The sequence below is a fragment of the Aliiroseovarius salicola genome (assembly GCF_027891095.1).
GTDB lineage: Bacteria > Pseudomonadota > Alphaproteobacteria > Rhodobacterales > Rhodobacteraceae > Aliiroseovarius > Aliiroseovarius salicola.
Window position 1 is genome coordinate 69,797 of the sequence record NZ_JAQIIO010000004.1, and the last position, 18,804, is coordinate 88,600.

Below are 18,804 nucleotides of genomic sequence, written 5' to 3' on the forward strand. Positions count from 1 at the left end.
GGAGAATGTTATGCGGCTACTGTCCCTTCTGACCTGGTATCATGGCGAAACCATTGGCACTTGGCTTTTCACCCGGCGCAAAGGCGTCAAAGTGGGAGAAGACGAGCAGGGTAACATTTTTTACCGCAACAAGGACGACAGCCGCCGTTGGGTGATTTTTAACGGTGAGCCCGAAGCTAGCCGTGTAAGCCCAGAGTGGCATGGCTGGTTGCATCGCACATTTGATAATTGTCCGACCGAAACCCCGCTTGAGCATAAATCTTGGGAAAAGCCACACCAGGACAACCTGACCGGCACTGCGTTGGCCTATGCGCCAACCGGTTCGCTACGTCAGGCTCAACCTGCCGAGCGTCGTGATTATGAGGCCTGGCAGCCGGAGTAATCCGCAGGTCACGATCCTGTCAAAGTGGCACAGCCGAAAACGGAGGCGTCATGAGCCAATCTCACACCACTGAAGTGATTACGGGCGGCGTCGTTCTGGCAGCCGCCGCTGCATTTTTGATCTATGCGGGACAAATTGTAGGGATCTCCGGGTCCGCTGGCCTGGACAGTTATTCGGCATCCTTTCGCACCGCTGATGGAATTTCCGTCGGAACCGAAGTGCGCCTGGCTGGGGTCAAAGTTGGGCAGGTGACTGGCATCACACTGAACCCTGAAACCTTCCGCGCGGATGCAGCCTTTTCGGTGAAATCTGATGTGGCCTTGCCGGATGATACCGCGATTATCATTTCCTCCGAAGGGCTTTTGGGTGGATCTTATGTAGAGCTTCTGCCCGGCGGGTCGCCGTTCAATCTGGAACCCGGTGCTGAGATCGAAGATACTCAGGGATCGGTGAGCCTCGTACAGCTTCTTATGAAATTCGTTTCTGATGGTGGAGACGACAAGTGATCCTGCGCGCGGCCACACTGGCGTTTGCATTGCTTGTGCCAAGTTTCGGGCTGTCGCAAACGGCCAAAGCCCCAGGGGCGTTGCTGCGCGGGTTGGACAAGGTTTCAGGCGCGCATGAAGATTTGAATTTGCGGGCTGGCGAAACTGCTTTGTTGGGTAAGTTGCAGATCACCTTGGGTGAATGCCGCTATCCGACAGACAACCCATCTGGGGATGCATTTGCTTGGCTGGTGATCCGGGACGGAAACTCTGAAGTCACCAGCTTTGAAGGGTGGATGGTTGCCTCAAGCCCGGCGCTGAATGGGTTTGATCATCAGCGCTATGACGTCTGGGTTCTTCGCTGCATCACCGAATAGACGTCTGGCAGCGGTCGAGACGTGATTTTGGCGGGTAACTGAATGGCATGGCTCAGGCGCTGGTGATACTCACTACGCGATATTTCCTCAGCTCCAAGGCTGGTAAGATGGGGTGTTATGAACTGGGTATCGAAAAGTTTGAAACCGCAATTGTCGAGGTGTTTGGTCAAGTAGGCCAATGCAATTTTTGACGCATCCCGGCGCAGAGAGAACATGCTTTCTCCAAAAAACGCTGCACCAAGTGTGACCCCATAGACGCCACCAATCAGCTCTTCCCTGTCCCACAGCTCGATTGAATGGCCATGTCCCATCTGGTGCAATTCGCAATACAGGGCGTAGATCTCGTCATTGATCCAGGTCTCGTCGCGGTCTGCACAGCCTTTTACGACGCCTGAGAAATCATGGTTTAGCGTGACGGAGTATGGTGATTTGCGAATGGTGCGGGCGAGGGACCGCGAAATATGAAAGCCGTCCAGCGGAAAGACACCGCGTTCTTTCGGATCGACCCAGAATATTTCCGGATCATTCCGGCCTTCCGCCATTGGAAACATGCCCATCGCATAGGCACGCAGAAGCAACTCGGCGGTGAGGGGAGGGGGAATAAGGGCCAAAGCCCTTATCCCATGTTTTCCTCGAGCCAGCGCTCGAGCCAGTGGATGTTGTAGTCACCGGAATGGATGTCCGCCTCTTCCAACAGCGCGTGAAACAGTGGAACGGTGGTGTCGATCCCGTCGATGATCAGCTCACCTAAAGCACGGCTCAGACGTGCAAGTGCCTCAGGCCGGTCACGCCCGTGTACAATCAGCTTGCCAATCAGGCTGTCATAATAGGGCGGGATTGAATAGCCGTCATAGAGCGCACTGTCCATGCGAACGCCCAGTCCACCGGGCGCGTGATACTGAGTGATCTTGCCTGGGCTGGGAGTGAAGTTCGGCAAGCGCTCGGCGTTTAGACGCACTTCGATTGCGTGACCGTTCACCACCAGATCGCTTTGGGCAAATGACAGTTTGTTGCCTTCAGCCACAAGGATCTGCTCGCGCACCAGATCAACATCGAAAATACCCTCTGTTACGGGGTGCTCCACCTGAAGTCGGGTGTTCATTTCAATGAAATAGAACTCACCGTCCTCATAGAGGAATTCAACTGTTCCCGCGCCGGAATACCCCATTTCAGCCACAGCATTGGCGCAGATGGTTCCGATTTTCTCACGCTCTTCCGGGGTGATGGAGGGGCCGGGGGCCTCTTCAAACACTTTCTGGTGACGACGTTGTAGCGAACAGTCGCGTTCGGCCAGATGGACACCACCGCCTTGGCCATCACCAAAGACCTGAACCTCGATGTGACGCGGTTTCTGGAGGTATTTCTCCATGTAAACTTCGTCGTTACCAAAGGCTGCCTTGGCTTCTGAACGCGCGGTTGAGAAGGCCATATCGATATCGGCTTCAGATGCCGCCACTTTCATGCCGCGGCCACCACCACCTGCGGTGGCCTTGATGATCACCGGATAGCCCATCTCGGCCGCCGCCTTGCGAGCGGTTTCAAGATCGGGAACGCCGCCTTCAGAGCCCGGAACAACTGGGATGCCCAGTTTGATCGCGGTTTCTTTGGCGGTGATCTTGTCACCCATCATTCGGATATGTGCAGCTGAAGGACCGATGAAAGTGATCTCGTGGTCTTCCAGGCATTGCACGAAATTCGCGTTTTCCGAAAGGAAGCCATAGCCCGGATGCACAGCTTGTGCGCCGGTGATTTCGCAGGCCGCAATGATTGCCGGGATGGAAAGATAGCTGTCGGTGCCCGATGGCGGGCCGATACAGACGCTTTCATCAGCCATGCGCACATGCATGGCATCGACATCCGCTGTGGAATGCACCGCAACCGTCTTGATGCCCATTTCGCGGGCAGCACGGATCACGCGAAGCGCAATCTCGCCACGGTTGGCGATGAGGATTTTGTCGAACTGGGCCATGATCCGCCCCTTATTCGATGATCATGAGGGGGGCGCCGAACTCGACCGGAGCACCATCTTCGACCAGGATCCGCTTAACCTTACCTGCACGCGGGGCAGGGATCTGGTTCATGGTCTTCATCGCTTCGATGATCAACAAAGTCTGCCCTTCGGAAACGGTGTCACCAACGCTGACGAAAGACGGCGCGCTCGGTTCGGGTTGCAGGTAAGCTGTGCCGACCATCGGCGAAGGAACGGCCCCCGGATGGCTGGCTGGATCTTCATTAGAGGCCGCAGCTTCGGTCGCCGGTGCGGCAGTCGGGGCCGCCACAGCGGCAACAGGAGCGGGAGCTGCAATGGGGGCGGCCATTTGTGCCACCACTTCCTTGGTCCGACTGACCCGAACATTCAGGCTGTCATTTTCGCCGTAATCACGCATGACCTCAAGCTCGGTCAGGTCGTTTTCCTCGAGCAGCTTGGCCAGAGCTTCGATAAAGGCCACATCATTGTCGTGGGTTTTCTTGGACATGGGTCCTCGCCTTAATTTCCGTGCCCGCATTCACAGCGGATCATCACTATCTGGTAACATATAGAACGTGACGTAAGGGGAGAAAAGCGCGAACCCTACCAAAATCGAAATTTGACAGGGTAGAAGGCCAAATCCGACAAAATTTGTCCCATTTGAGCGAAATTCAGAAGGTCATTGTGGATCGTCATCCGGTTTTTCAACATTGATGGGGGGCGGCGGCGTTATGTTTTGCCGATTGCCACCTGAGTTTGGAATGGCCCCACTGAATGCCGAGACATCCGTGGGGGTGATCCCCACCTGCTTCACCATAGATAATTCTGTTTCATCAGAGAGAGCCTGTGATGATCTGTCATCTTCGTCGGTTAAGGCGTCAAGAGCTTTGGGGGCACGTACAGCTTCGGCGTTTCGAATTTGAGCGTGATTGGCTTCTAGGCGTGCCAGAATATTTTGGAGATCCTGTTCCACCTCCAGCAACGTGACCTGAAATGTGGGGGGTGGACCGGCTGGGGTTTGCGGATCACGCAGCATCTCTCGCCGCTCTTGCATTTGTCGGGTATCGCTTGAGGCGGAGTGTCGCTCGCCACTCGCGGTATGGGTATCAGAGCGGGTTTGGTCCAATTTTGGAGGGGGATCTATTTTGGCCACTTCAGATGCATCGCGTGTGGTCGCATGAGCCGCAAGCGTGGCTTGGGCACTGATCGGAGACGGTGCCGAGATATCCATTTCATTGCTCCGTGTTCACGAAGCCCCCACTGAGGTGCAGGTTAGTCTTGAAAAGGTTGGTGAAAGATTAATTTCCCAAGAAGATGTTCATCTTGGTTAATCGAAGCAAGAAATTATCGGTCTATAAAATCAGCGCAAATTGGACTTAGGGGTCAATGCGGACCGATACAGATGTTCAAGAAACTTTGCGGCGTCATGGAAATGGCTGTCATCTTCCGGCATCAGAATTCCACGTACCTGAACGTCAAAATCGGCATAGTGCTGCGTGGTTGCCCAGATTGAAAAGATCAGATGATGTGGGTCGAGCGGAGCCAAACGCCCTTCATTGGACCAGTTTCTGATAACTTCCGCTTTTTCGTTAACAAGTATGCGCAGGGGACCGTTGATCTGGTCAATGATACGCGGCGCCCCCTGCACGATTTCATTAGCGAAAAGGCGGCTTTCGCGGGGCAGCATCCGCGCCATTTCCAGTTTGCGCAGAACATAGTCTACGATTTCCTCTATCGGGTCGCCGCTTGCCTGCAATGCTTCCAGCGGTTCTAGCCAACTTTCCATCAGTTGAGAAAGAAGGGCACCATGTACCGCTTCTTTGGAAGGGAAATAGTAAAGAAGGTTGGGTTTCGACAAACCCGCCGCACTTGCAATCTGATCAAGTGTCGCCCCACGGAAACCATGCAAGGAAAAGACATCCAAGGCCGCGTCCAGAATGGCCGCTCGATTGCGCTTTTGAATTCGGGTCTGGGGGCGTTGGGTCGCCATAAACTTCTCCTGTTCGGGACAGATTGCCATATCCCGGCGGGCACGCAAATACTTTGTTCCTATAACGGCATGCCGGAGAATTTTGCAACCAATTCCGGCAGTTTGCGTGCGCCGAACTTTTGCAAAAGCCGCGCTCGATGTGCCTCAACAGTGCGATAACTCAGTCCAAGTGTCAGGCCAATTTCCTTTGATGTTTGTCCCTGACATGTAAGGATTGCCACGTCCCGCTCGCGGGCAGTGAGTTCGACCACTGGCCGTTCGGAAGACAAGTCTGCGAAACTCCAGACCCCCTGTTTGAACGGATCATCCGGGGTCAGGGAAGTGCCACGCACCCGGCACCAGAAGTGTTCGCCGTTTAATCTGCGCATGACGCGTTCATCTTCGTAACGTCCTGTTTCTCTTAGAATATCCCCGCCTATACGCGCGACTTTTTCATAGTCGCTTAAAGACGGGTATAGTTGCTCAAGCGGCATGTCAGCAAAGGCATCGACCCCGGCACCGAACATCTCTGCAAAACGCAGGTTGCAGCGGCGCACGATGCGGTTTTCGGTCAGCGCCAAACCTGTGGGCGCATGCATAAAGGCGATGTCCATTTGCGTCATTTAGGCATCCTGCCAGAGGTTCACCGGTATTTCTACCCGATTGCTTGGGATCCGCGCTCGCGGGATAGTTCGCGAACACAAGAGGAGATGACTATGGTGCATATCGTCGGTTGGGGCCATACCAGATTTGGCAAGCTTTCGGACATGGATCTGGAAGCGCTGGTCGTGTCTGCGGGGCACGAAGCCCTTGAACATGCGGGTGTGGCGGCGGCCGATGTGGACGGAATCTGGCTTGGTCATTTCAACGGCGGCATGGTTGGGGATGGATTCCCATCATCAATGGCGCTGTCGATCCATGATGATCTGCGTTTCACACCGGCCACCCGTTTGGAAAATGCTTGTGCCTCGGGGGCTGCGGCAATTTTTGCGGCTCGGGATGCAATCGAGAGCGGTAGGGCGAAGATAGCTCTGGTCGTTGGCGCTGAAAAGATGACGCATCTTACAACCCCTGATGTGGCCAGGGCGCTGGGGCATGCCTCTTATCAAGCCGAAGAAGCGGGGATGAGTTTTCCCCAGGTCTTTGCTGTTTTTGCGCAATCCTACTTCAAAAAATGGGGAGACCAGACGCAAACGCTTGCTGAAATTGCTGCTAAAAATCATACCAATGCAATGAACAATCCCCTGGCACAATTGCATAAAGAATTGCCGGTGGAGTTCTGTGCCATGGAAAGCGAAAAGAACCCGATGGTGGCCACTCCCTTAAAAGTAACCGATTGTTCGCTTGTTTCAGATGGGGCCGCCGCGCTCGTAATGGTTTCTGATGAAATCGCGAAATCCATGCCTCGTGCGGTACGTTTTGCCGCCGGTCATCAGGTCAACGATTACCTGCCCATGTCGCGCCGGGATCTGACTGCATTTGAAGGGCCTCGGCGGGCCATTCTCGGTGCCATGACCGAGGCAGGTATGGGGCTGGCGGATTTGCATGTGGCAGAGGTGCATGACTGTTTCACGATTGCCGAGCTGATGATCTATGAGGCTATGGGGCTGACAGAACCGGGACAGGGAGCGCGGGCTCTGGAAGAAGGAATTGTGCGTCCCGGAGGGGTGCTTCCGGTCAATATGTCCGGCGGTCTCAAGGCCAAGGGACACCCGGTAGGTGCGACCGGAGTCTCAATGCATGTGCTTGTTGCGCGACAGGTCACGGGCACGGCTGAGGGAATGCAGGTGCCCGGCGCGGAACGTGGTTTGGTGTTCAACATGGGCGGGTCCGCCGTGGCCTCATATGCCAGCATATTGGAGAGTGTGAAATGAACCTTGCGCATTGGTTGGAGCGTGTTTCCAAGGTTCATGGAGAGAACCCCGCGATATTCAAGGGCGAAGATCAGATCTTTGATTATGCGGAATTTTATCGGTTTTCCGCAGGGCTGGCGACCGCGTTTCGGGACCGCAATATTGCGCCCGGAGATCGCGTTGCCCTCTTCATGAAAAACTGCCCGGAATATCTTTTGGGCTTCTACAGCACATGGATGACCGGTGCAGGAGTTGTGCCAATCAATGCCAAGCTGCACCCCAAAGAAGTGGCATATATCCTAGAGAATTCCGGGGCAAAGCTCGTTCTGGTCACGCCAGATTTGGGGGCGGATCTGGCGGGTGAAACCGATCTGCCGTTGATTGATGTAACTGGGGAGGCGTTTGCCGGGATGTGCGCCGAAGACCCCTCAGAAGTTACTCCGCGCGCAGATAGTGATCTGGCTTGGCTGTTTTACACTTCGGGCACCACAGGGCGCCCCAAAGGGGTGGTTATCACTCATGGCATGATCCGTGCGACTTCTTTGTCGTACCTTTTGGATTGCGATGACGTTCAGCCAGCGGACGCTGCGTTTTACATGGCTCCGATGAGCCATGGAGCCGGGATCTATGCGCCGATCCACGTGGCCAAAGGGGCGCGACATATCACGCCAGCCTCTGGTGGTTTCGATGAAATTGAGCTTCTGGACGCGGCGGAAAAGCAGGGGCCCCTGTCGATGTTCATGGCCCCCACCATGGTGCGGCGTCTAACCGATATTGCCAAGTCTGCAGGTAAGAAAGGCAAGGGGATCAAAACCATCGTCTATGGCGGGGGTCCGATGTATCTGGCCGACATTGTCGATGCGGTGGATTGGTTTGGTCCCGTCTTTGCACAGATCTATGGTCAGGGCGAATGCCCGATGGCGATCACGGCACTTCGCAAAGAAGAAGTGGCAGATCGCACTCATCCTCGTTGGCAAGAGCGATTGGCTTCGGTTGGTCGTGCGCAAAGTGTCGTGGAAGTCACGATTGGAGATGAGGACGGAACCCCGTTGCCTACGGGTGAAGTGGGGGAGATCATGGTGCGCGGAACACCGGTCATGCCTGGCTATTGGAATAACTCTGAAGCGACCGAAAAGACGCTTGAAAATGGCTGGTTAATGACCGGGGATATGGGGTTTCTCGACGAAGACGGATACCTGACCATGCGAGACCGGTCGAAAGATGTGATCATCTCGGGCGGCACCAATATCTATCCGCGTGAGGTGGAAGAGGCGCTATTGACCCATCCAAGTGTGCATGAGGTGTCGGTGGTCGGACGGCCCAACGAAGAGTGGGGCGAGGATGTCGTGGCGTTTGTGGTTCCGGCGGTGGGTTATACGTTGGACGAGGCTGAACTGGATGCTCATTGCCTTGCACATATCGCACGGTTCAAGCGTCCCAAGACCTATTACGCGACCGACGAATTGCCGAAAAACAACTATGGGAAGGTTTTGAAGATCGAATTGCGTCAGCGCCTGGAGCAAGACGATGAGTGATGGCCTGACGTGCTGACCGGTTCGGGGCAGATGAATTGGGAGCCCTGAGTGCAAGGCCCCCGACAATATTCAGCAGGCGCCGGTATAATAGCCGCCCTTACCATCTGAATAGGCGCATTGGTTTTTCTCGGCGTTTCTGGCAATCAAGTTGCCCGCAGCCGCCCCGGCCAGGGTGCCGACCACTTTCCAGTTCTTGTTCGCCCCCAACAAATCGGCAAGCGCCAAGCCCGCGACAGCCCCCGATGCGGTGGCTATGACGCGTTGTTGGTCATCGGGAAGACGCTGGCACCCGGTCAGGCCCAGACCAGCGGCCAAGGTCAGGATTATGATCGGTTTATACATTTTTTTCCTCACAAATGATTGATACCCCAGCATTTCCCGGCTTGTCTCAAGACGCAATTCCTCATTTTTTCAGGGGGAAAACTGGCAGAATAATGCGCATGAAAAAAAGCGCCGATGCAAGATGCACCGGCGCTGAGAGGTGAGGGTCTATTTTCAAGCGAGACCCTCTAGGGGAGTACTTTACGCTTTCATCCGGTTGTCGATCAGATCATCTACCACCGAAGGATCAGCAAGGGTTGAGGTATCGCCCAACGCGCCATAGTCGTTTTCGGCGATTTTGCGCAGGATGCGGCGCATGATTTTGCCGGAACGTGTTTTCGGCAAGCCGGGTGCCCATTGGATATGGTCGGGGCTGGCGATGGGACCGATTTCCTGACGTACCCAGTTTCTGAGTTCGAGGCGCAAGTCGTCGGTATACTCTTCCCCATCCATCAAGGTCACATAACAATAGATGCCTTGTCCTTTGATATCATGTGGGAAACCAACCACCGCAGCCTCGGACACTTTGGGGTGGGCAACCAATGCGCTTTCCACCTCGGCGGTGCCCATGCGGTGACCTGATACGTTGATCACGTCATCGACGCGGCCTGTGATCCAGTAATAGCCATCCGCATCGCGGCGGCAGCCATCACCTGAAAAGTAGTAGCCCTTGTAGTCCGCGAAATAGGTCGACACGAAGCGATCATGGTCGCCATAGACCGAGCGCATCTGCCCCGGCCAGCTGTCCTTGAAGCACAAAACTCCCTCAGCCTTGGTGGTGGTGATCTCTTCTCCGGTTTGCGCATCAAGAATGACGGGTTGCGCGCCGAAAAAGGGAACCGTGGCCGATCCGGGCTTGGTCGCTATTGCACCGGGCAGTGGGGTTAGGATATGCCCACCGGTTTCTGTCTGCCACCAGGTGTCGACAATCGGGCAGGTGCCTTTGCCGACCACCTCGTTATACCAGTTCCAGGCCTCGGGATTGATGGGTTCGCCGACGGTGCCCAGCACTTTCAGGTTCGACAAATCACATTTCTCGACCCATTCATTGCCATGGGCCATCAGAGCGCGGATGGCCGTGGGGGCGGTGTAGAACTGGTTGACCTTGTGCTTTTCGCAGACCTGCCAAAAGCGCGAGAAATCCGGATAGGTCGGCACACCTTCGAACATCAGCGTAGTGGCGCCATTGGCGAGCGGTCCGTAGACGATATAGCTGTGGCCGGTGACCCAGCCCACATCGGCCGTACACCAGTAGACATCGCCGTCATGGTAGTCGAACACATATTCATGGGTCATTGATGCCCAGAGCAGATAGCCACCAGACGTATGCAGCACACCTTTGGGCGCTCCGGTGGACCCGGATGTGTAGAGGATGAACAGAGGATCCTCGGCGTTCATCGGTTCAGCGGGGCAGTCGATAGAGGCATGGGCCATCAGCGTGTGATAGGCAAAGTCACGCCCTTCGACCATGTTCACATCCGCGCCGGTGCGTTCAACAACAAGAACCTTGGTGTCCCCGCTGATGGCCAGCGCCTTGTCCACGTTGACTTTGAGCGGAGTGTTCCGGCCCCCGCGCGGGGCTTCGTCAGCGGTGACGATCAGCGAGGCTTTGCATCCAGCGACGCGGGCTGCCAGCGCGTCCGGTGAGAACCCGGCAAAGACGATCGAGTGAACCGCCCCGATCCGTGCGCAGGCCAGCATCGCATAGGCTGCTTCCGGGATCATTGGCATGTAGAGCACAACCCGGTCGCCTTTTTTGATGCCCAGTTCCTTATAGACATTGGCCAGCTTGTTCACCTGTTCGGACAGTTCGAGATAGGTGATATGTTTGGAAATGCCGGGATCATCGCTTTCCCAGATGATCGCAGTCTGATCAGCGCGAGTATCCAGGTGCCGGTCGATGCAATTGGCCGAGACATTGAGTTCGCCATCTTCGAACCATTTGATTGACACGTCCGGATGGGCGAATGTCACGTTTTTCATGACGGTTGGGGCTTTGGTCCAGTCCAGCCGGGTCACATGCTCGTGCCAGAACGCATCGCTGTCGTTCACACTGGCGTCGTACATTTCCCGGTATTTTGCCGCATCGATATGCGCATTTGCGGCAAATTCGGCTGAGGGCGGATAGGTGGTGTTGTCACTCATGGCAAGCCTCTTCCTGTCGTCAAAACGTTTGGTCAGGTCAGGGGACACCAGTTGGTATCCTCTGTCCAGTGCGAAATCTCTTTCGCGACCTACATTTACGACATCAGATCGCGAGATATTCGTTGCGCAAAGCTTCGTTCTCAAGCACTTCGTCAGCGGTCCCGTCATAGACGACACGGCCTGTGTCCAGGATCACCGCACGATCCGCCAGTTGCAACGCACGCACGGCGTTCTGTTCCACGATCACCGTGGTGATGCCCTGTTCCTTGATGATGTTGAGCGTCTTTTCGATCTCATCCACGATCACCGGGGCAAGCCCCTCGTAGGGTTCGTCCAGTAGCAGCACCTTGATGTCACGCACCAAGGCCCGGGCAATGGCAAGCATCTGCTGTTCACCACCAGAAAGCGTGGTGCCCTCTTGTTTACGACGTTCCTTGAGACGGGGAAAGAGCTCGTACACTCGGTTCAGGGACCAGCCCTTGGGTTCGACGATCTGCGCCAGTTGCAGGTTTTCCTCGACCGTGAGGCCTTGGATGATGCGACGATCCTCCGGCACCAGCCCAATGCCCAACTGGGCGGCCTCATAGCTTTTGCGATCATGCAGATGATGGTGATCCAGCCAGATCTCGCCATGGGTCAGCATCGGGTCATCCATCCGGGCAATTGCCCGCAGGGTCGAGGTTTTACCCGCCCCGTTGCGGCCCAGAAGGGCGAGGATCTCACCTTCATGCACATTGAAGCTCACCCCCTGCACAATATAGCTTTCGCCATAATAGGCGTGCAGATCCCAGACCGAGAAATATGCGGGTGCCGTGGCCGCGTGGTTGCGGTTTTTCGAGAAATCCTTGCGTTTGGGTTTGGGCTGTTCGCTCAGCAACGTCTCATTCATAGAACTGTCTGCCATGTCATGCTCCTTATTGCTGCGTTTCGCCCAGATAGGCTTCGCGGACCTTCGGGTTGTCTTTGATGTTTTGTGGGGTGTCTTCGACCAGGGGGGTTCCCTGTGCCAAAACGGTGATGCGATCAGCGAGCGAGAACACCACATGCATGTCATGTTCGATGATTGCCATTGTGATGTCACGCTTCTCTTTGATCTCCTTCAGCAGGTCGATCGTGTTGTTGGTGTCAGCGCGTGCCATGCCAGCGGTGGGTTCATCCAGAAGCAGGAGTTTCGGGTCCTGCACCAGACACATCGCCATTTCGAGGCGCCGCTTATCACCGCGTGACATCGAGGCGGCGTTCATGTTGCGCTTGTCGACCATGTTCACGTCGATGAGCATTTGCTCTGCTTTCTCGATCAATTCACTTTCGTTGTCGACGCTTTCAAATGCGTGCATTCGAAACGCGCCGTCACGTTTGGCAAAACAGGGGATCATCATGTTCTCCATGACGCTTAGGTCACCGAAGATTTCCGGTGTCTGGAACACGCGGCTGACTCCCATCTGGGTGATTTCATGCGGTGTGCGACCCAAAAGGGATTGCCCATTGAACAGGACCGACCCTTCATCCGGGATCAGCTTGCCGACGAAACAGTTCAAGAGTGTCGACTTGCCTGCCCCGTTGGGGCCAATGATTGCGTGGACAGTTTGCTCTTGCACGCTCAGGTTCACATCGCCCAGAGCCTGAAGGCCACCGAACCGTTTGCCCACGCCTTTGACTTCAAGAATTCCCATCTTTCCGTCTCCTCTTATTCAGCCACATGGGGCGCATGTTTCGGATGATGCTCTGGATCGTCGGCGTCATCGCCGCCGCGATTATTGAACATGGCCTTGATGCGTTGGCCACCTTCGACCAGGCCACCTGGCAGGAAGATCACAACCAGCATGAACAGAACACCTGAAGTCATATGCCAGCCCGAACCCACGAAGTGCTCGGCGATGAAGATGACAAAGCCTTCAAGACTATCCGGCAACCAGCCGAACCAGCTGTGCAGAACCTGTTCGTTGATTTTGGAAAAGATGTTCTCCATGTATTTGATCACGCCAGCGCCCAGAACCGGACCCATCATGGTGCCGACACCGCCGAGGATGGTCATCAAGACCACTTCACCCGAAGCCGTCCACTGCATCCGCTCGGCGCCAGCCAGCGGGTCCATCGAGGCCATCAGGCCACCGGCCAGACCGGCATACATGCCTGAGATCACAAAGGCCGCAAGCGTGTAAGGACGCGCATTCAGACCGGTGTAGTTCAGACGCTGTTGGTTCGATTTGATCGCACGCAGCATCAGACCGAAGGGCGAGCGGAAGATCCGCAGCGAGATGTAGAAGGCGATGATCGCAATAATGGCACAGAAGTAGTAACCGTTGTTGAAGGTGAACACCCAGTCGCCCAGATTGATTTTGGCCGATTGGTTCATCACGATGCCAAACAAGTGCGGGCTGGTCGGTTCAGTTGCGCCCATCAGGATCTGCGGGTCATCCGTGTAGACCTGCAGACCGGTCTCGCCATTGGTGATCGGCGTCAGCACCGAATAAGCCAGGTTGAACGACATCTGTGCAAAGGCCAGCGTCAGGATCGAGAAGTAAATTCCCGAACGACGCAAGGACACATAACCGATCACGAGGGCAAACAGGCCCGACAGGATCACCGCCAGCGGCAGTCCCCAGATCACGTTGTAGTCCAGAAGTTTGTACATCCAGACAACCGAATATGATCCGATCCCCAGAAAGGCCGCGTGACCGAAGGAGAGATAGCCGGTCAGGCCGAAGAGAATGTTGAAGCCGATGGCAAAGATGCCAAAGATGGCAAAGCGCTGCATCAGGTCCGGGTAGCCCGCGTTGAACTGCGCCAAGGTTGAGCTTTCGGGGAAAGGTTGCAGCAGGATCGGGGTTGCCAGCGTCAGGAAGATGACGATCAGCAGGAATTTGGTATCGCGTTTATCAAGTCCAAGCATGGATCAGTCCTCCATCACGCCTTTGCGGCCCATAAGACCCCGCGGACGGGTGAGCAGAATTAGAATTGCAACCAGGTAGATGATGATCTGGTCGATGCCAGGGATCACATCCTTGATCCAGTTCATCGAAGCAAAGCTTTCAAGTACGCCCAGCAAGAAGCCGGCTGCGACTGCTCCGCGAAGCGAACCCATACCGCCCACAACCACAACAACGAAGGACAGCACGAGGAAGTCCATGCCCATGTGGTAGTTGGGCGAGTTGATCGGTGCATACATCACGCCAGCGAGGCCGGCGACGGCGGCTGCGATGCCGAACATGATGGTAAAGCGACGGTCAATATTGATGCCCAGCAGACCAACGGTCTCGCGGTCGGCCATCCCGGCCCGCACCACCATTCCGAATGTGGTGAAGTTGAGGAACGAAAAGACAGCGGTGATGACGGCGGCCGAGAAAGCGAAATAAACCAGGCGCCAATAGGGGTAGATGATCACATTCGGATCAAATCCCAGCATCACGCCGAAATCCAGTGATCCCTTGAAGGCGGACGGGGCCGAGGTGGGGATCGGGTTTGCACCATAGTAATGCTTGATGATTTCCTGCATCACAATCGCCAGACCGAAAGTCACCAGAATCTGGTCAGCATGCGGACGCTTGTAGAAATGTTTGATCAGGCCGCGCTCCATCGCCCAACCGACAAACAGCATGATCGGGATCGAAAACAGGATCGCCAACGGGACCGACCAATCAATTATAGATGCCCCCATTTCAGGGCCGAACCAGCTCTCGATATAAGGTGTCTTGACCTTGAGCGGATTGCCAAGGAAGTCCTTTTTTGTCGGGTCCAGCGTCTCAAAGCTCAGGCCCAGAAGCCGTTGCAGCGAAACCGCACAAAAAGCACCGATCATGAACAGCGCACCATGCGCAAAGTTCACGACCCCCAATGTGCCGAAGATGAGTGTAAGCCCAAGCGCGATCATCGCGTAGGCTGAGCCCTTGTCGAGCCCGTTCAGGATCTGAAGTAGGATGCCGTCCATTTTCACCACCGATTGGTATGGTTTGAGAACTCAGCCCTGATCGGGCGGGTTCCGATGGTCCGCGCGAAGAAACGCGCGGACCGGTTCGTGAGTGGTGTCAGCAGGTTAACCTGCGTTACAGGTGCCCAAGTTGCCACCTGCAAACATCGGGTGCTCGGGGTCATAGGTGACCTGAGCCGCTGGGGTGACTTCCACAACTTCCAGAAGGTCGAATTCCGAAGTCGGGTTGTCTTTCCCTTTCACAACCAACACGTCCTTGAAGCACTGGTGGTCGTCGGCGCGATAAACGGTTTTACCGTTGCCCAGACCGTCGAACTCAAAGCCTTCCAGAGCTTCGCCAACGCCGCACGGGTTAAATGTGCCAGCGCGTTCACAAGCATCTGCATAGAGCAGGGTCTGACAGTAAACGGTGTGCGCTGCCTGCGACGGCGGGAAGCCGTATTTGGTGCCGAACGACTTCACGAAAGCCTGTGTGCCTTCATCCGTCAGCGACCAGTGCCAGTTAGTGGAACCAAGAATACCTTTGATGTTCTCACCTGCACCACGAGCCATCAGGCGCGAGAAGAGCGGAACAACAATTTCGAAGTCGCGACCGTTCACCTGCTTTTCACGCAACCCAAACTGCACAGCGTTGGTGAGCGAGTTCACCATGTTGCCGCCATAGTGGTTCAGCACCAGGACGTCTGCATCAGTTTGCAGAACCGGCGTGATGTAGGACGAGAAGTCGGTGGCTGCCAGCGGGGTCTTCACCGTGTTTACGGTGTTCCAACCCAAGCTTTCCGTGGCCGCTTTGATCGACGCTTCCTGGGTCCAGCCCCAAGTATAGTCGGCAGTCAGGTGATAGGCGTTCCGGTCGGTACCATAACGTGCTGCCAGAACCGGCGCCAGAGCCGCACCAGACATGTAGGCGTTAAAGAAGTGGCGGAAACCGTTTGCCTTCTTGTCCTTACCTGTTGTGTCGTTCGAGTGGGTCAGACCCGCCATGAAGATCACGCCAGCTTCCTGACACAGACCTTGAACAGCAATCGCCACACCAGAGGACGAGCCGCCGGTGATCATCACGGCGCCGTCTTTTTCGATCATCGACTTGGCTGATGCACGTGCTGCATCTGACTTGGTCTGGGTGTCGCCTGTTACGAACTCGACTTTTTTGCCAAGAATGCCGTTCCCTTTCAGCGCCTTTGAGCTGAAAGTGTTCAGCATGCCGCCGTCGCCTTCTCCGTTCAGGTGTTCCACCGCCAACTGATAGGCGCGCAGTTCGTCTGCACCCTCATCGGCATAGGGGCCGGTTTGCGGTACGTTGAAGCCCAGGGTGACCGAACCGCCTGTCGGTTCGTTGGTATAGGCCGCCGCCGAAGAGGCGGTGAAGATCGTCGGAAGCGCTACGCCAGCACCGGCAACAGCGCCGGTTTTAAGCAAGCCACGACGAGTCAAATTCGAATTGGACATTTAATCCTCCCGTTTGGTCATTTTGGGCCGGTGCCTCCTCCGCACATGCCCGCGTTCTTTGTTTACAGAACATGTTCAGTTTAAGACCGGAAGAGAAAACGTCGCAACAAATGCTTTTAAAATAAGGATTTTTTTGTTAATCAATGAACAAATAAAATCAACGCTGTGTAAACATATTTTCTCGCACTCGCAGAAAGTGCTTCAAAACTCTAGGAAATCACATGCCGCAGTCCCGCCTGACAGGAAGCCGTATCCGCGAAAGACGCCTTTATTTGGGGCAAAAGCAGGCGGCCTTGGCGCGAGGGGTGGGAATCTCGGCTGCCTATCTCAACTTAATCGAGCATAACCGGCGTAGAATCGGCGGTAAGCTGTTGAATGACCTTGCGCGCGCGCTATCGGTGGATCCTGTGCAGCTTACCGAAGGGGCTGAAGACGCGCTTGTGGGTAGCCTTCGCGATGCTGCTGTCCGCCTTCCCGACGCGTCCGCGGAGCTGGACAAGGTTGAAGATCTCGCAGGTCGCTTTCCGGGGTGGACCGGTTTGATTGCGGCCCAGCACCGACGCATTCAAGAGTTGGAACTCTCGGTCGAAACCTTGAGCGATCGTTTGGCCCATGACCCTCATCTTGCCGCCAGTTTGCACGAGGTGATATCTACGGTGACTGCCATCAGGTCCACCGCATCGATCCTGTCCGATGGGGCCGATATTGATCCGGAATGGCAGAAACGGTTCTTGCGCAATATGCGTGAGGAAAGTCGCCGGCTATCTTCCTCGGCGCAAGGGTTGGTGGATTATCTTGATGCAGGTGACGAATTGGAGGCCACTCCTCTCGTGCCGCAGGAAGAATTGGTCGCTTTTCTTGATGAACATGACTTTCACTTTTCAACTCTCGAAGGTGGAGAGTTGGAGCTAGGCGAACGAGTCAGCGCATTGATTGCAGGGACCGACAAGCTGCAAAGTAATGAAGCGCGTCAGATTGCTCATGCTTGGCTTGAACGATATGTTGCGGACGCGATGGACCTGCCGATCGATGAATTCGTTGCGGCTTGGGATCAGCATCCCGGGGATATTGCGCGTCTTGTGCGTCAATTCGGCAGTTCCATTCCTCAGGTTCTTCGACGTGTCACAACATTGCCTGAGAGTGATGGCCAGAGCAGGAACGTGGGTCTGCTGCAGTGCGACGGGGCCGGGGCGATCACGTTTCGCAAGCCCGTTGCAGGATTTCCGCTGCCCCGCTTCGGAGCAGGCTGCCCGCTATGGCCGCTTTACACAGCCCTGGCACGCCCTGGTTTGCCGGTTTCCGCCTTGGTCGAGATGGGGGCTCGTACGCCGAAAAAATTCCGCTGTATGGCCTATGCAGGACCTGTTGGCGAAATGTCGTTTGATGCCCCGCCAATTCTGGAAGTAACAATGTTGATCCTGCCGGAAGATGAAACAAACCCGTTCGAGGGAGAAGCCATCAGGGCGGGATCATCGTGCAGAGTGTGCGCCCGAGAGCATTGCCCGGCACGCCGTGAGCCTTCAATCTTGACAGGCCGTACCGGTGAAGGGACGTGATTTTTTCACAAGCCACGCATTCTTTTGACATGTGGGCCGGATTTTCACATAGTCAGGTGCGGCAGATGACCCGGATCGTCTGTTGGGGAGGATGAATGATACAAATGACTGATCGGAATTCAGATCAGCTGGCAGAGAAAGGCTCTGACAGTGAAGAGACGCGCAGGACTGCGCGGCAGGTTCTGGTGATTGAGGATGAGCCCAATATCATTGAAGCCATTAGCTTTATTCTTAGCCGAGACGGCTGGACAGTCAGCACGCATTCCAACGGTGAAACCGCCGTTGAAGCGGTGCGCCGTGTGGCGCCGGATGCTTTGATCCTTGATGTCATGCTGCCAGGTCGCTCTGGATATGACATCCTGCAGGATTTGCGAGCAGATGTTGCAACAAGAGATATACCGGTTTTGATGCTGACGGCCCGCGGCCAAAAAAATGACCGCGAACTGGCCGAGCGGCTCGGAGTCAACTTGTTTATGACCAAACCGTTTTCTAATGCCGAAGTGCTGGAAAACCTGCGTCAGATTGTTGGATCGTAAGCCGCAATGAGCCTTCCGCGCGAGCCTCTGTTTCTGGCACGACAGAACTATCGGCTGCGGCGCATCGCTGATGCGGCTCGGGGATTGCCATGGATTGGCATGGTCCTTTTCATGTTGCCATTGCTGGCCGCAGGGCAGGGGCGGAACGACACCGTCGGATGGCTCATATTTATTTTTGTCACATGGATGGTGCTGATCGTTATTGCGGCAATCTTGTCCCGCGGGATGGGAAGAAATCGCATTGATCAGGGTGGTAATGAAAAGCAGCAGGAAACCGGGCGCGAGGGTAATCCCTGATG

At 55.5% G+C, this 18,804-nt stretch carries 21 protein-coding genes; 8 read left to right on the forward strand and 13 right to left on the reverse strand.

Annotation, left to right across the window (positions count from 1 at the left end; genetic code table 11):
- Positions 1–10: 10 nt before the first annotated feature.
- From O2N63_RS08790 to O2N63_RS08800, 3 genes are read left to right on the forward strand one after another with little or no spacing between them, the layout of a single operon-like run.
- Positions 11–382 carry an NADH:ubiquinone oxidoreductase subunit NDUFA12 gene (locus tag O2N63_RS08790; RefSeq protein WP_271053895.1) on the forward strand — a complete coding sequence of 124 codons (372 nt, stop codon included), beginning with the start codon at positions 11–13 and terminating at the stop codon, positions 380–382.
- A 50-nt stretch (positions 383–432) separates the two neighbouring features.
- Positions 433–888, forward strand: coding sequence for an outer membrane lipid asymmetry maintenance protein MlaD (gene mlaD / locus O2N63_RS08795; protein ID WP_271053896.1), 456 nt, complete (start codon positions 433–435; stop codon positions 886–888).
- A complete protein-coding gene (locus tag O2N63_RS08800) occupies positions 885–1,244 on the forward strand; it encodes a DUF2155 domain-containing protein (protein ID WP_271053897.1) in 360 nt (119 codons plus the stop codon). Before mlaD ends, O2N63_RS08800 begins: the two co-directional genes overlap by 4 nt.
- Here O2N63_RS08800 and aat read toward each other — a convergent pair.
- The 6 genes from aat to O2N63_RS08830 form a co-directional block, all read right to left on the reverse strand.
- Positions 1,208–1,801, reverse strand: a complete 594-nt coding sequence (aat, locus tag O2N63_RS08805) for a leucyl/phenylalanyl-tRNA--protein transferase (protein WP_408629804.1) — start codon at positions 1,799–1,801, stop codon at positions 1,208–1,210. The two genes, O2N63_RS08800 and aat, sit on opposite strands and share 37 nt — an antisense overlap.
- Before the next feature lie 59 nt (positions 1,802–1,860).
- Complete coding sequence (accC, locus tag O2N63_RS08810) at positions 1,861–3,213, reverse strand: acetyl-CoA carboxylase biotin carboxylase subunit (RefSeq protein WP_271053899.1); 1,353 nt, start codon at positions 3,211–3,213, stop codon at positions 1,861–1,863.
- 10 nt (positions 3,214–3,223) lie between these two features.
- Complete coding sequence (gene accB, locus O2N63_RS08815; protein WP_271053900.1) at positions 3,224–3,721, reverse strand: acetyl-CoA carboxylase biotin carboxyl carrier protein; 498 nt, start codon at positions 3,719–3,721, stop codon at positions 3,224–3,226.
- A 171-nt stretch (positions 3,722–3,892) separates the two neighbouring features.
- Positions 3,893–4,444, reverse strand: coding sequence for a hypothetical protein (locus O2N63_RS08820; protein WP_271053901.1), 552 nt, complete (start codon positions 4,442–4,444; stop codon positions 3,893–3,895).
- A gap of 129 nt (positions 4,445–4,573) precedes the next feature.
- Complete coding sequence (locus tag O2N63_RS08825) at positions 4,574–5,203, reverse strand: TetR family transcriptional regulator C-terminal domain-containing protein (protein ID WP_271053902.1); 630 nt, start codon at positions 5,201–5,203, stop codon at positions 4,574–4,576.
- A gap of 59 nt (positions 5,204–5,262) precedes the next feature.
- Positions 5,263–5,805: a LuxR C-terminal-related transcriptional regulator gene (locus O2N63_RS08830; protein ID WP_271053903.1), complete on the reverse strand. Its 543-nt coding sequence runs from the start codon at positions 5,803–5,805 to the stop codon at positions 5,263–5,265.
- Between the two features lie 87 nt (positions 5,806–5,892).
- Between O2N63_RS08830 and O2N63_RS08835 the strand changes: the two genes are divergently transcribed.
- Together O2N63_RS08835 and O2N63_RS08840 are read left to right on the forward strand one after the other, a co-directional pair.
- Entirely contained in the window at positions 5,893–7,056 is a 1,164-nt protein-coding gene (locus tag O2N63_RS08835; protein ID WP_271053904.1) for an acetyl-CoA acetyltransferase, read from the forward strand.
- Positions 7,053–8,570: a class I adenylate-forming enzyme family protein gene (locus O2N63_RS08840; RefSeq protein WP_271053905.1), complete on the forward strand. Its 1,518-nt coding sequence runs from the start codon at positions 7,053–7,055 to the stop codon at positions 8,568–8,570. The genes O2N63_RS08835 and O2N63_RS08840 overlap by 4 nt, the downstream gene beginning before the upstream one ends.
- 69 nt (positions 8,571–8,639) lie before the next feature.
- Here O2N63_RS08840 and O2N63_RS08845 read toward each other — a convergent pair whose 3' ends face one another.
- From O2N63_RS08845 to O2N63_RS08875, 7 genes are all read right to left on the reverse strand, one after another.
- Positions 8,640–8,912, reverse strand: coding sequence for a glycine zipper 2TM domain-containing protein (locus O2N63_RS08845; RefSeq protein ID WP_271053906.1), 273 nt, complete (start codon positions 8,910–8,912; stop codon positions 8,640–8,642).
- Between the two features lie 180 nt (positions 8,913–9,092).
- On the reverse strand, positions 9,093–11,036 hold the full coding sequence (gene acs / locus O2N63_RS08850; RefSeq protein WP_271053907.1) for an acetate--CoA ligase: 1,944 nt from the start codon (positions 11,034–11,036) through the stop codon (positions 9,093–9,095).
- 103 nt (positions 11,037–11,139) lie between these two features.
- A complete protein-coding gene (locus O2N63_RS08855; protein ID WP_408629805.1) occupies positions 11,140–11,925 on the reverse strand; it encodes an ABC transporter ATP-binding protein in 786 nt (261 codons plus the stop codon).
- A 25-nt stretch (positions 11,926–11,950) separates the two neighbouring features.
- Positions 11,951–12,709: an ABC transporter ATP-binding protein gene (locus O2N63_RS08860; RefSeq protein WP_271053909.1), complete on the reverse strand. Its 759-nt coding sequence runs from the start codon at positions 12,707–12,709 to the stop codon at positions 11,951–11,953.
- Positions 12,710–12,723: 14 nt separating this feature from the next.
- Positions 12,724–13,929: a branched-chain amino acid ABC transporter permease gene (locus tag O2N63_RS08865; RefSeq protein ID WP_271053910.1), complete on the reverse strand. Its 1,206-nt coding sequence runs from the start codon at positions 13,927–13,929 to the stop codon at positions 12,724–12,726.
- A 3-nt stretch (positions 13,930–13,932) separates the two neighbouring features.
- Complete coding sequence (locus O2N63_RS08870; RefSeq protein ID WP_271053911.1) at positions 13,933–14,964, reverse strand: branched-chain amino acid ABC transporter permease; 1,032 nt, start codon at positions 14,962–14,964, stop codon at positions 13,933–13,935.
- Between the two features lie 105 nt (positions 14,965–15,069).
- Positions 15,070–16,413 carry a substrate-binding protein gene (locus O2N63_RS08875; protein ID WP_271053912.1) on the reverse strand — a complete coding sequence of 448 codons (1,344 nt, stop codon included), beginning with the start codon at positions 16,411–16,413 and terminating at the stop codon, positions 15,070–15,072.
- 221 nt (positions 16,414–16,634) lie between these two features.
- Here O2N63_RS08875 and O2N63_RS08880 point away from each other — a divergent pair, with 221 nt between their 5' ends.
- The 3 genes from O2N63_RS08880 to O2N63_RS08890 all read left to right on the forward strand — a co-directional run bounded on the left by O2N63_RS08880 (position 16,635) and on the right by O2N63_RS08890 (position 18,802).
- Positions 16,635–17,969, forward strand: coding sequence for a short-chain fatty acyl-CoA regulator family protein (locus tag O2N63_RS08880; RefSeq protein WP_271053913.1), 1,335 nt, complete (start codon positions 16,635–16,637; stop codon positions 17,967–17,969).
- A gap of 95 nt (positions 17,970–18,064) precedes the next feature.
- Positions 18,065–18,505 (forward strand): response regulator transcription factor, encoded by a 441-nt coding sequence (locus O2N63_RS08885; RefSeq protein ID WP_271053914.1) that lies wholly within the window; start codon positions 18,065–18,067, stop codon positions 18,503–18,505.
- Between the two features lie 6 nt (positions 18,506–18,511).
- Complete coding sequence (locus O2N63_RS08890; RefSeq protein ID WP_271053915.1) at positions 18,512–18,802, forward strand: hypothetical protein; 291 nt, start codon at positions 18,512–18,514, stop codon at positions 18,800–18,802.
- Positions 18,803–18,804 lie beyond the last annotated feature (2 nt).